The organism is Variovorax sp. 54 (assembly GCF_002754375.1).
GTDB lineage: Bacteria > Pseudomonadota > Gammaproteobacteria > Burkholderiales > Burkholderiaceae_C > Variovorax.
Window position 1 is genome coordinate 3,128,502 of the sequence record NZ_PEFF01000001.1, and the last position, 12,278, is coordinate 3,140,779.

Consider the following 12,278-nt stretch of genomic DNA (forward strand, 5'->3'; position numbering starts at 1 on the left):
TCCGCTCAGGGCGCGGGCGTGCCCGACGACGGCTTGGCTTCCTTGCGGATCTGCAACCACTCGGGGTGGATCTGCCGCGCCATGCGCTGCGGCTCGCGCTCGTCGAGCGCCGCCGGGGCGAGCCCGAAGCCGGCCAGGTCGCCGCGCGTCCACAGCCAGTAGCCCGCGTTGGCGGCGAGCAGGGCGATGAGGACCAGGCGCAGCTTCATGCCCTCGCTCAGAAAGACATGCCGCGCGGGCGCACGCTCACTTCGTCGCTCGAGATCAGTTGCAGGCCGGCGTCGGTGCGCACCTGCAGCTCGCCGCCCCAGGCCACGCCTTCGCACAGGCCGGCGGTGCCGTCGCTGAGCGTCACCTCGCGCCCGCGCAGCACGTCGCGCGCCGCGAAGCGTTCGGCAAAAGGCGCGAAGCCGTTCGCCTCGAAGGCGAGCACGCTGCGCACCAGCGGCTCGGCCAGCGACAGCAGCACCTCGGGCGCAGACGCGTCGGGCTGCCACTGGCGCAGCCAGGCCGGCGGCGTGCGCATGCCGTCGCCCTCGCGCGGGCCGATGTTGATGCCGATGCCGACCACGAGGTAGCGCGCCGCGTCGGGGCGCGCCGTCTGCGGCATGGCGGTTTCGATGAGGATGCCGACCAGCTTGCGGTCGTTCACCCAGATGTCGTTGGGCCACTTCAGGCCGACCTGGTGCGCGCCCGTGGGGTCGAGGCTTTCGGCCACGCTCACGCCCACGGCCAGCGACAGGCCCGACCAGTCGGCCGGTGCCAGCGGCATGCCGAGCGAAAAGGTGAGGGAGGCGGGCGCCTCGGGTTGCTGCGCGCTCTGCCAGGGCCGGCCGAGACGACCGCGCCCGGCCGTCTGGCGCTCGGCCACGAGCAGCACGGGGTCGGTGCGGCCGGCGCGCGCGCGGCGCATCAGCTCGGTGTTGGTGGAATCGATTTCGGCGACGGCCTCGACCGCGAAGCCGGGCAGCAGCGGCGCGACCGCCGCGGCGATCCGGTCTTCGAACCAGGCGGAGGCCGGCGTGCCCATCGTCAGTCTCCGGCGGGGGCCGGGGTGTCGTCCTTGCTGGACTTCTCGGGTTTCTTCTTGCCGTCGGCCTTTTTCTTGTCGGCCTTCTTGTCCGCTTTTTTCTTCTCGGCTTTCTTTTCAGCCTTCTTCGCTTCCTTGGCCTCGGCCTTCTTTTTCTCGTCCTTTTTTTCGGCCTTCTTTTTGGCCTTCTTCTTTTTCTTCTTGTCTTTTTCTTCGTCCTCGTCCTTCGGCGTCAGCAGCGTGCCGCGGCACTGCTCGGAACCGCACCAGCACGGGAACTCGGACAGCAGCTTCTCGGTGTACGGCTCGTCGATGATCAGGCCGTAGTCGTAATTGAGTTCCTCGCCGGCGGCGATGTTTCTCAGGGCCTTGATATAAACGCGCCCATCGACTTCGTCGGCCTCGCAGTTCGGCTCGCACGAGTGATTGATCCAGCGCGCGGCGTTGCCTTCGACATTGCCGTCGATCACACGACCGTCATCGATGTGGAAGTAGAAGGTGTGATTCGGCTGGGCCGGATCGTGGGGGTGGCGACGCAGCGCCTCCTTCCAGCTGATGACCTGGCCCTTGTATTCGATCAGCGTTTCGCCTTCCGCCAGGTCCTGCACGGCGAACACGCCGTTGCCGTGGACATCGGAGCGGCGCGTCTGAATGCGGCGGCCGCTGGGCCGCCCCGAGGCAAGCCGCGCCTCCCCCTCGGGGGGTCGGGGGGCTTCGCTATCGCGGCCGCCGGAAAGTGGGGATTTGGAAGGCATCGCCGAAGTCTGTTAGGTTGAATATGCACACATGCGTGTGCGCGCGTGTGCACGCGGGAAGCCGCAGAGTATAGAGAGCCCTCAGATGACAAAAACTTTGGTAATCGCAGAAAAGCCGTCGGTGGCCCAGGACATCGTCCGGGCCCTCACGCCGGTGGCCGGCAAGTTCGACAAACATGACGAGCATTTCGAGAACGACACCTACGTCGTGACCAGTGCCGTGGGTCACCTGGTCGAAATCCAGGCGCCGGAAGAATTCGACGTGAAGCGCGGCAAGTGGAGCTTCGCCAACCTGCCGGTGATTCCGCCGCACTTCGACCTCAAGCCGGTCGACAAGACGAAGACGCGCCTGAACGCCGTGGTCAAGCAGGCCAAGCGCAAGGACGTGACGCAGCTCATCAACGCCTGCGACGCGGGCCGCGAGGGCGAATTGATCTTCCGCCTCATCGAGCAGTACGCCGGCGGCAAGAGCCCGCTGGGCAAGCCGGTGAAGCGGCTGTGGCTGCAGTCGATGACGCCGCAAGCCATTCGCGACGGCTTCGACCAGCTGCGCACCGAGAAGCAGATGCAGGGCCTGGCCGACGCCGCGCGCTCGCGCTCCGAAGCCGACTGGCTGGTGGGCATCAACGGCACGCGCGCCATGACGGCGTTCAATTCGCGCGATGGCGGCTTCTTCCTCACGACCGTGGGCCGCGTGCAGACGCCGACGCTGTCGGTGGTGGTGGAGCGCGAAGAACAGATCCGCAAGTTCGTCTCGCGCAACTACTGGGAAGTGCACGGCAGCTTCGCGGCCGAGGCCGGCCAGTACCCGGGCAAGTGGTTCAACCCCGACTGGAAGAAGGCCAATGCGCCGCTGCTGGCCAACGGCGAGCCCGATGCCGAGCAGCGCGCCGACCGTGTGTGGAGTGAGCAGGAAGCCCGTGCCATCGCCGACGCCTCGCGCGGCAAGCCCGCCACGGTCACCGAAGAGAGCAAGCCCACCACGCAGGCCTCGCCCGCGCTGTTCGACCTGACCTCGCTGCAGCGCGAGGCCAACGGCCGCTTCGGCTTCAGCGCCAAGACCACGCTCGCACTGGCCCAGAGCCTGTACGAACGCCACAAGGCGCTGACCTACCCGCGTACCGATTCGCGCGCGCTGCCGGAAGACTACCTGCCGGTCGTCAAGCAGACCATGGAGATGCTCGCCGACAGCGGCATGAAGCACCTGGCGCCGTTCGCCAAGCAGGCGGTCGACGGCAACTACGTCAAGCCGAACAAGCGCATCTTCGACAACGCCAAGGTGTCGGATCACTTCGCCATCATCCCGACGCTGCAGGCCCCGAGCGGCCTGAGCGAAGCCGAGCAGAAGCTGTATGACTTCGTGGTGCGCCGCTTCCTGTCGGTGTTCTTCCCGAGCGCCGAGCACCAGGTGACCACGCGCATCAGCACGGTCGAGCAGGGCGGCAGGAAGTACCCCTTCCGCACCGACGGCAAGGTGCTGGTGAAGCCGGGCTGGCTCGCCATCTACGGCAAGGAAGCGCAAGACGACGAGAAGGAAGACGACAAGGACGGCAAGCGCCTCGTGCCGGTGAAGCCGGGCGAGATCGTGAACACCGAGTCGGCCGACCTCAAGGGCCTGAAGACGCGCCCGCCCGCACGCTATTCGGAAGCCACGCTGCTGGGCGCCATGGAAGGCGCCGGCAAGACCATCGACGACGACGAGCTGCGCGAGGCCATGCAGGAGAAGGGCCTGGGCACGCCAGCCACGCGCGCGGCCACCATCGAAGGGCTGATCGCCGAGAAGTACATGCTGCGCGAAGGCCGCGAACTCATTCCGACCGCCAAGGCCTTCCAGCTCATGACGCTGCTGCGCGGCCTGGGCGTGGAAGAACTCTCCAAGGCCGAGCTCACGGGCGAGTGGGAGTACAAGCTCGCGCAGATGGAGAAGGGCGCGCTCAGCCGCGACGCCTTCATGCGCGAGATCGCCGAGATGACGGAGCACATCGTCAAGAAGGCCAAGGAGTACGACCGCGACACCGTGCCCGGCGACTACGCCACGCTCGCCACGCCCTGCCCGAACTGCGGCGGCGTGGTGAAGGAAAACTACCGCCGCTACGGCTGCACCGGCAAGAGCGGCACGGGCGAAGACGCCTGCGGCTTCTCGTTCGGCAAGTCGCCGGCCGGGCGCACCTTCGAGGTGGTCGAGGCCGAGGCGTTGGTGCGCGACAAGCACATCGGCCCGCTCGACGGCTTCCGCTCCAAGGCGGGCTGGCCCTTCACGGCCGAGATCATCCTCAAGTACGACGAGGAAGAAGCGAAGAACTGGAAGCTCGAATTCGACTTCGGCGACGACAAGAACGCCGAGAGCGGCGAGATCGTCGACTTCAGCGCTCAGGACACCGTGGGCCCCTGCCCGGTGTGCGGCGCGCCGGTGTTCGATCACGGCAGCAACTACGTCTGCGAGAAGTCGGTGCCCACGAACGAGCAGCCGACGCCGAGCTGCACCTTCAAGACCGGCAAGATCATCCTGCAGCAGCCGGTGGAGCGCGACCAGATGGAAAAGCTGCTCGCCACCGGCAAGACCGACCTGCTCGACAAGTTCGTGTCGATGCGCACGCGCCGCGCCTTCAAGGCCTTCCTGACCTGGAACAAGGACGAGGGCAAGGTGACCTTCGAATTCGCACCGCGCGAAGGCGGCAGCAAGTTCCCGCCGCGCAAGACCTTCGGCAAGCCGGCCGCGAAAACCGCGGCGGCCAAGAAGGTTGCGGCGAAGAAGACGCCCGCCGCCAAGAAGGCACCGGCCGAGAAGAAGGCGGCCAAGCCGCGCAAGCCGGGTGCGGGCCTCAAGCCCAGCGACTCGCTGGCCGCGGTGATCGGCGCCGAACCGGTGGCGCGCACCGAGGTCATCAAGAAGCTGTGGGACTACATCAAGGCCAACGGCCTGCAGGACGCGACCAACAAGCGCGCGATCAACGCCGACGCCAAGCTGAAGCCGGTGTTCGGCAAGGACCAGGTGACGATGTTCGAACTCGCGGGCATCGTGGGCAAGCACCTCTCGGCGCCCGACGCGGCCTGACGACGCATGCAGCGCAGACACCTCGCCACCGCGCTGGCCGCAGCAGCCATGCTGCTGGGCGGCGCGGGCCTGGCCCAGGCCGCCGCGTGGCCTGACAAGCCCGTCAAGCTGGTCGTGCCTTTCCCACCGGGACAGGCCACCGACATCTTTGCCCGCGCGCTCGCCGAACAGCTCGGCAAGCGGCTGGGCCAGCCCGTGATCGTCGACAACAAGGCGGGCGCGGGCAGCAACATTGGCACCGAGTTCGTGGTGCGCGCGCCGCCCGACGGCTACACGCTCGTGGTGGCCGGCAGCGCGATGGCGGTGAACCAGACGCTCTACGCCAAGCCGGGCTTCGACCCGCGCAAGGACCTCGTCGGCATCTCCCTGATCGCGAAGGTGCCGCTGGTGTTCCTGGCGACGCCCGAGAGCGGCATCCGCACGCTGGCCGACCTCACGGCGCGCGCCAAGGCCGAGCCCGGCAAGCTGAGCTACGCGAGCGCCGGCATCGGCGGCACGCAGCACCTGTCGGGCGAGATGGTCAAGTCGGCGGCGCATGTGTTCATCACGCACATTCCGTACCGCGGCAGCGGGCCGGCGCAGGCGGATTTCCTGGGCAACCAGGTGCCGCTGATGGTCGACTCGGTGACGGCCGCGCTGCCGCACATCAAGTCGGGCAAGGCGGTTCCGCTGGCGGTGACGTCGGCCACGCGCTCGTCGCAACTGCCCGAGGTGCCCGCCGTGCGCGAGACCGGCGTGGCCGGCACGAAGAACTTCGAGGCCGTGGGCTGGCTCGGCCTGATGGCCCCGCGCGGCACGCCGCCCGAGATCGTGGCGCGGCTGAACCACGAAGTGACCGACATCCTGAAGAGCGAGCAGATGGCGCGCTTCATCCGCGACCGGGGCTCCGAGCCGGCGCCGACGACCGGCGCCGAGTTCGACCGCTTCGTGGCGAGCGAGATCGGGCTCTGGGGTGCGGCGGTGAAGGCTTCGGGCGCCAAGCCCGAGTAACCGTCAACGAGCCCGCGGCCCGGTGCGCGCCGCTCAGGCCAACGCGGCCGGCGGCAGCGCCGTCGCTTCCCCGCTGCGGTCGACTTCGGCCAGCAGCCAGTTGCGGAAATGATCGAGCGTGGCCAGCTGGCCGCGCCCCTCGGGGTAGCAGAACCAGTAGCCCTCGCTGCCCCGGTAGCCGCCGTGGGGCAGCGGCTCTTCCACCAACCCCGACGTGATCTCGTCCTGCACCAGGCAGCGCGGCACCAGCGCCACGCCCATGCCGGCCATGACGGCGCGGATCATGGTCTGGAACTGGTCGAACTGCAGGCCGGCCAGCGGGTCGAGCCCGCGCACGCCGTGCGCCTCGCTCCAGTGCAGCCACGACTGGGGCACGCTCACGTGGCGCAGCAGGGTGCAGCGCGCCACGTCCTGCGGCGTGCGGATGGCGGCCTCGGCCTGCGCGGCGCGCGGAGCGATGAGCGCCACGTCCTGCCCCGCGAGGTAGTGCGAGCGCGCGCCGGGCCAGTGGCCGTCGCCGAACAGGATGGCGCAGTCGAGCTCGGGCCGCTCGAAGTCGTAGCCGTGCACGAAGGGCACGAAATGCAGCGTGATCTGCGGGTGCCGTTGCTGGAAATCGGGCAGGCGTGGAATCAGCCACTTGGCGCCGAAGGTGGGCAGCGTCGACAGGTGCAGCGCACCGCCACCGTCGCCGCTGGTGATGAGCTCCAGCGTGGCCGCCTCCAGCTGCGCCAGCAGGGCGCGCACCGCCTTCTCGTAGCGCTCGCCGGCCGGTGTGAGCGCCAGGCGCTTGCGGCTGCGCTCGAACAGCGGCGCGCCGATCCAGCGCTCGAGCTCCTGCACCTGCTTGCTCACCGCGCCCTGCGTGAGGTGCAGCGCCTCGGCCGCGCGCGACACACCCCCGAAGCGCACCACGGTGGAGAAGGCGCGCAGCAGGTTCAGGGGCGGGTTGAGGCGTCGCAGCGGCATGGGGGAGCCCATCAAGTCATTCCAGATTGGAATGATATCGGGTATATCCTTTGCTTCAGGTGAGCTGCATATCTGCACATTCACTCATCGTTCCATTGGAAGAACCCTCATGCAACGTCGTCATCTCCTCTCCCTCCTGGCCGCCGCTTCTTTCGCCCCAGGAATATCCTTTGCCCAAGGCAAGCCGATCCGCCTGGTCGTGCCTTTCCCGCCCGGTGGCGCCACCGACATCACGGCCCGCGTGCTGTCCGAGCCCCTGGCCAAGATCCTCCAGCAGCCCGTGGTGATCGACAACCGCGCCGGCGCGGGCGGCTCGATCGGCATGGCCGAGCTGGCACGCGCCGCACCCGACGGCCTGACCTTCGGCGTGGCCACGCTGTCCACGCACGGCGTGAACCCGGCCGTGTACCAGAAGCTGCCCTACGACCCGATCAAGGGCTTCACGGCCGTGACCGAGCTGGTGAAGGCACCGGGCGTGATCGTCATCAACCCGGCCGTGCTGCCGGTCGGCAGCTTCGCGGAACTCGTGAAGTACCTGAAGGCCAACCCCGGCAAGGTGTCGTACGCCTCGCCGGGCAACGGCACCATCGGCCACATGTGGGGCGAGCTGTTCAAGAGCAGCACCGGAACCTCGATGGTGCACATCCCCTACCGCGGTGCGGGCCCGGCCATCAACGACGTGCTCGCGGGCCAGGTGCCGGTGTACTTCGACCAGGTGGCCTCGTCGCTGCCGCACGTGAAGGCCGGCAAGCTGAAGGCGCTGGCCGTGTCCTGGAGCGGCCGCCTCGACGTGCTGCCCGAGGTGCCGACCTACGGCGAACTGGGCTACGCGGCCAGCAACGACCCGTCGTGGTTCGGCATGATCGCGCCCGCCGGCACGCCGCCCGAGCTGGTGCTGCGCATGCAGCAGGCCGTGGCCACCGCGCTGAAGGACCCCGCGGTGCGCGAGCGCCTGGCGCTGCAGGGGCTGTACGCCTCGGGCACCACGCCGGCCGAGTTCACGAAGCAGATCGCGAGCGAGATCGAGAAGATGAAGAAGGTGGCCGCCTTCGCGCGCATCCGACTGGACTGACCGACCCTGCCTATGCATCCAGTTCTGAAACTGATTCAAACCCGCGCCCAGGTGACCAGCGTCGCCGGGCACACCCCGCTGGTGCTGGACTCGCCGCACAGCGGCACCGTCTACCCGGAAGACTTCCGGCCCGTGTGCGACCTCGCCACGCTGCGCCGGGCCGAGGACACTCACGTCGAGAAGCTCTACGCCTTCGCGAGCGACACGGGCGCCGCCTGGGTCGAGGCGCACTTTCCGCGCAGCTATCTCGACGCCAACCGCGACATGACCGAGGTCGACACCACCATGCTCGACGGCCCGTGGACCGAGCCGGTGTCGACCGACCCGCGCGTGCTGTCCAAAGTGCGCCTGGGCAAGGGCCTGATCTGGAAGCTCACCGACGAAGGCCTGCCGATCTACGACCGGCCGCTCACGGTGGCCGAGGTGCGCCAGCGCATCGACCAGTGCTGGCGCCCGTACCACGCGGCGGTGGCGCAGGCCATCGACGACGCGCATGCGCGGCACGGCTACAGCATCCACATCAACTGCCACTCGATGCCGGCCATTGCGGGCAGCCACGCCACCGACTTCCCGGGGCTGGCGCACGCCGACTTCGTGATCGGCGACCGCGACGGCAGCACGGCCGACCCGGCGCTGTCGCAGCAGCTGTGCGCGCACCTGCGCGCACGCGGCTACAGCGTGGACTACAACCACCCGTACAAAGGCGTAGAGCTGGTACGCCGGCACGGCAACCCGGCGGCGAACCGGCACAGCATCCAGGTCGAGATCAACCGCAAGCTCTACATGGACGAGGCCACGCTGGCGCTCGACGAAGGCGGTGCGGCGCGGCTGCAGGTCGACCTGCGATCGATGGTCGAGATGCTGCTGGCGACCGACCCGCGCATCGCAAGCTGAACGACGCCGCCCCTGCGGCGGCTGGTGTCTTTGTTACAGGGCGGCCGGGGGCCGCGGCCTATAGTGGGACGTTCTTTGTTCTCTGGAGTCCTGCCGTGAAGTCGATCCTTGCCGCCCTCGCCGTCCTTGCGACCGGTCTGCTGGTCTCGGGCTGTGCCGGCACCGCGCCGTCGCCGTCTTCTTCCTCCACGTCTTCATCGGGCAGCGGCGTGACGGTGTTCGGCACCATCGACGCCGGCGTCAGCGGCACGACGAACAAGTCGTCGCGCTGAGCGACCCCGCCTCAGGCGACCGTCGCCAGGTAGCCCCGCAGCGCATCACGCAGCTGGCGTGACAGCGCCTGCAGGTCGGGCCGCCCGCCCGTGCCGAGGTGGGTGTGCGCGACCAGCCCGTAGATGATGGTCTGGCACACGCGCGCCGCTTCCTTCTTCTTCGGGCCATCGGCCCGCACGTCGCCCGCCGCGTCCAGCACGCCCACCCATTCGGCCACGAAGCGGTCGTACATCTTGCGGTAGGCCTCGGGGCTGGAGAGGTGGCGCTCCAGCAGATAGTGCGCACCCCAGGCCACGGGCTGCGCGCGGTGCGCGTCGAGCTGCGCATCGATCACCCCATCGACGATCTCGCGCCACGGCCGGCCTTCGTTCGCGGCCACGACGGCGCGCATGTCCAGCAGCAAGGCCTTGGAGCGCAGGTGCAGGCACACGCGCGCCAGGTCTTCCTTGTTCTCGAAGTATTCGTAGAAGCTGCCCAGGCCCGTGCCCGCCACGGCCGCGATCTCGCGGATCGTGATGGCGGCGTAGCCCTTCTCGACCAAAAGCCGAACAAAGGCTTCCTGCAAGGCCTGCGAGGTGTGGCGCGCGCGGGACTGGCGCGGCTTCCTCCTCGGGGCGGCGGCGGGCGAGCGGGCGCCGGTCATGGCCGCCGAACCCGAACACCTCGCGGGCGGGTTGTTCCTAGAATTTTTGATCCCATCGAAAGGCATTCTGCAATGACCTCGCACGACCGTGCCCCCGAGACAACGCCCCCCGCCGTCTACACCGGCGAGGGCGACGCGTGGCAGCCCGACGCTCTCTCGCGCGGCCCGTGGGACCCACGCGCGCAACACGGCGGCGCACCCGCCGCACTGCTCGCGCACATCGCCGAACGCGCCGCGCCCGGCCCCGGCTGGCAGCTGGCGCGGCTCACGCTCGAGCTGGTGAGGCCGGTGCCGGTGGCGCCGCTGGTCACGCGCACGCAGTCGCAAGCCTCGCGCGCCACGGTGCGCGTGGGCATCGACCTGCTCGCGGGCGACACGGTGGTGGCCCGCGCGCATGCGCTGCTGCTGAAGACGTCGCCGCTGACACTGCCGGCGAACCTGCCCACGGGCGATGCCCCACGCGAACTGCTGCCGCGGCCCGAAGACTGCACCGAGCGGCTGCGCATTCCCGGCCTGCCCGACGGGATCTCGTTCCACCAGACCGCCGTCGAATCGCGCCTGGCCCAGGGCGACATCGCGCAGCCCGGCGCGGGCGCCGCGTGGTTCCGGCTCGCGGTGCCGCTGGTGCGCGGCGTGGCCACCTCGCCCGCGATGCGCGCGGCGGCGGCGGCCGACTTCGGCAACGGCCTGAGCTGGGTGCTGCCGCCCACCGACTTCCTGTTCTCGAACGCCGACCTCAGCCTGAACCTGTTCCGCGTGCCCGAGGGCGAGTGGATCGGCCTGCGCGCCAGCACCGAGATGCACGCTGGCGGCGCAGGCCTCACCGTGTCCCACCTGTACGACACGCGTGGCCTGATCGGCCTCGCGACCCAGACGCTGGTGGTGCGCGAACGCGCCGCCACCGCCTGAACACGCCCTCTCTTTCACCGCTTCACGGAGACCACGCCATGACCACCACCGGCATCCACCCCGACAACCAGGTCCCCGAACTCAAGGACTACAACGTCTACACCAGCGACCCCGCGCTGCGCGGCGCGGTGGCGCGCGGCGGCGCGGCCTGGCGCGACGACGAGCTGGTGCGCCAGGGCGCCGAGTACGGCGCCGAAGCCACGCTGCGTGCCGCTGAGGACGCCAACCGCCACGAGCCCGAGCTGCACACGCACTCGCGCACCGGCACGCGCATCGACAGCGTGCAGTTCCACCCCGCATGGCACACCATGATGTCGATCGCGCGGCGCAACGGCATCGCCAACCTGCCGTTCTTCGACGAGCGGCCCTCGGCCTGGGTGGGCTACGGCGCCTCGCTGTACATGCACAGCCAGATCGAGTCGGGCTCGACCTGCCCGACCACCATGACCAAGGCCTGCATCCCCGTGATGCGCCGCAACGCCGCGCTGTACGCCGACCTGAGCACCAAGCTCGCGTCAAATGAACACGATGCGCGCGACATCCCGCTCGAGGGCAAGACCTCGATGACCGTCGGCATGGGCATGACCGAGAAGCAGGGCGGCAGCGACGTGCGCAGCAACACCACGCGCGCCGTGCCGGCCGGCCAGGGCCCGTGGGGCAGCGAGTTCCTCATCACCGGTCACAAGTGGTTCTTCTCGGCGCCGATGTGCGACGGCCACCTGGTGCTGGCCAAGACCGACGAGCACGGCTCGTCGTGCTTCTTCGTGCCGCGTTGGCGGCCCGACGGCAGCAAGAACGCGATCCACATCCAGCGCCTGAAGGACAAGGTCGGCAACCGCTCCAACTCCAGCAGCGAGGTCGAGTTCAAGGAGGCCTGGGGCGTCCTCGTGGGCGACGAGGGCCGCGGCATCCCGACCATCATCGAGATGGCGACCGTGACGCGCCTGGACTGCGCGCTCGCCAGCGCCGGCTTCATGCGCCAGGGCTTCGCGCAGGCGCTGCACTACACGCGCAACCGCTTCGCGTTCGGCAAGGCGCTGGTCGACCAGCCGGTGATGACCGAGCTGCTGGCCGACATGGCGCTCGAAACCGAGAGCGCCACGCTGCTGGCGATGGAACTGGCCTCGCGCTTCGGCTCGCCCGCACCGCTGGACACCGCCTGGCGCCGGCTGCTCACGCCCGCCGCCAAGTTCTGGAACTGCAAGCGCGCGGTGGCGCTCACGGGCGAGGCGATGGAAGTGTTCGGCGGCAACGGTTATGTGGAAGACGGCCCGATGGGCCGCCTGTTCCGCGAGGCGCCCGTCAACTCGATCTGGGAAGGCTCGGGCAACGTGATGTGCCTGGACGTGCTGCGTGCCGTGTCGCGCAACCCGGACGACGCGCACCTCGTGCTCGACCACCTGCAGGAAGTGACCGCCGGCGAAACGCGCCTGCAGACCGAGGTGCAGGCCCTGCGCCAGATGGTGCAGCTCGCGCCGCAAGACCTGGAACGCCAGGCGCGCCGCTTCACGCAGCGGCTGGTGCGCGCGGCGCAGGCCGGCCTGATGCTGCAGCACGCGAGCCCGCTCGCCTCGGCCGCGTTCGTGTCGAGCCGCTTCGATCCCGACTGGGGCCCGGTGACCGGCATCAGCGCCGGCACCAGCGACCCCGGTGCGCTGGTGCGCGCGGCCTGGCATTGAGCGCGGAGA

Annotated in this window: 12 protein-coding genes; 7 read left to right on the forward strand and 5 right to left on the reverse strand. The window is 69.3% G+C overall.

Annotated features, from left to right (window positions below; all coding sequences use genetic code 11):
• Positions 1-5 precede the first annotated feature (5 nt).
• Genes CLU95_RS14490 through CLU95_RS14500 form a run of 3 tightly spaced genes read right to left on the reverse strand, consistent with a single transcriptional unit; the run spans position 6 to position 1,785 of the window.
• Entirely contained in the window at positions 6-209 is a 204-nt protein-coding gene (locus tag CLU95_RS14490; protein WP_099794159.1) for a sporulation protein, read from the reverse strand.
• 8 nt (positions 210-217) lie between these two features.
• Positions 218-1,030: a biotin--[acetyl-CoA-carboxylase] ligase gene (locus CLU95_RS14495; RefSeq protein ID WP_099794160.1), complete on the reverse strand. Its 813-nt coding sequence runs from the start codon at positions 1,028-1,030 to the stop codon at positions 218-220.
• 2 nt (positions 1,031-1,032) lie between these two features.
• Complete coding sequence (locus CLU95_RS14500) at positions 1,033-1,785, reverse strand: SET domain-containing protein (protein ID WP_257214631.1); 753 nt, start codon at positions 1,783-1,785, stop codon at positions 1,033-1,035.
• A gap of 85 nt (positions 1,786-1,870) precedes the next feature.
• Between CLU95_RS14500 and CLU95_RS14505 the strand changes: the two genes are divergently transcribed.
• Positions 1,871-4,840, forward strand: a complete 2,970-nt coding sequence (locus tag CLU95_RS14505; RefSeq protein ID WP_099794161.1) for a DNA topoisomerase III — start codon at positions 1,871-1,873, stop codon at positions 4,838-4,840.
• Positions 4,841-4,846: 6 nt separating this feature from the next.
• Positions 4,847-5,830, forward strand: a complete 984-nt coding sequence (locus CLU95_RS14510; RefSeq protein ID WP_373668942.1) for a tripartite tricarboxylate transporter substrate binding protein — start codon at positions 4,847-4,849, stop codon at positions 5,828-5,830.
• Positions 5,831-5,863: 33 nt separating this feature from the next.
• Here the strand turns inward: CLU95_RS14510 and CLU95_RS14515 are convergent, their stop codons facing one another.
• Positions 5,864-6,799: a LysR substrate-binding domain-containing protein gene (locus tag CLU95_RS14515; protein ID WP_099797305.1), complete on the reverse strand. Its 936-nt coding sequence runs from the start codon at positions 6,797-6,799 to the stop codon at positions 5,864-5,866.
• 109 nt (positions 6,800-6,908) lie between these two features.
• Here CLU95_RS14515 and CLU95_RS14520 point away from each other — a divergent pair, with 109 nt between their 5' ends.
• From CLU95_RS14520 to CLU95_RS30900, 3 genes are all read left to right on the forward strand, one after another.
• Entirely contained in the window at positions 6,909-7,871 is a 963-nt protein-coding gene (locus CLU95_RS14520) for a tripartite tricarboxylate transporter substrate binding protein BugE (protein WP_099794162.1), read from the forward strand.
• A gap of 12 nt (positions 7,872-7,883) precedes the next feature.
• On the forward strand, positions 7,884-8,765 hold the full coding sequence (locus CLU95_RS14525; RefSeq protein WP_099794163.1) for an N-formylglutamate amidohydrolase: 882 nt from the start codon (positions 7,884-7,886) through the stop codon (positions 8,763-8,765).
• Between the two features lie 95 nt (positions 8,766-8,860).
• Positions 8,861-9,037, forward strand: coding sequence for a hypothetical protein (locus CLU95_RS30900; protein ID WP_167481182.1), 177 nt, complete (start codon positions 8,861-8,863; stop codon positions 9,035-9,037).
• 11 nt (positions 9,038-9,048) lie between these two features.
• On the opposite strand, the gene CLU95_RS14530 is transcribed toward CLU95_RS30900, so the two are convergent.
• Positions 9,049-9,681, reverse strand: coding sequence for a TetR/AcrR family transcriptional regulator (locus tag CLU95_RS14530; RefSeq protein WP_099794164.1), 633 nt, complete (start codon positions 9,679-9,681; stop codon positions 9,049-9,051).
• A gap of 72 nt (positions 9,682-9,753) precedes the next feature.
• Here CLU95_RS14530 and CLU95_RS14535 point away from each other — a divergent pair, with 72 nt between their 5' ends.
• Both CLU95_RS14535 and CLU95_RS14540 read left to right on the forward strand, forming a co-directional pair.
• Positions 9,754-10,590 carry a thioesterase family protein gene (locus CLU95_RS14535; protein ID WP_099794165.1) on the forward strand — a complete coding sequence of 279 codons (837 nt, stop codon included), beginning with the start codon at positions 9,754-9,756 and terminating at the stop codon, positions 10,588-10,590.
• Positions 10,591-10,628: 38 nt separating this feature from the next.
• Positions 10,629-12,269: an acyl-CoA dehydrogenase family protein gene (locus tag CLU95_RS14540; RefSeq protein WP_099794166.1), complete on the forward strand. Its 1,641-nt coding sequence runs from the start codon at positions 10,629-10,631 to the stop codon at positions 12,267-12,269.
• Positions 12,270-12,278: the final 9 nt, after the last annotated feature.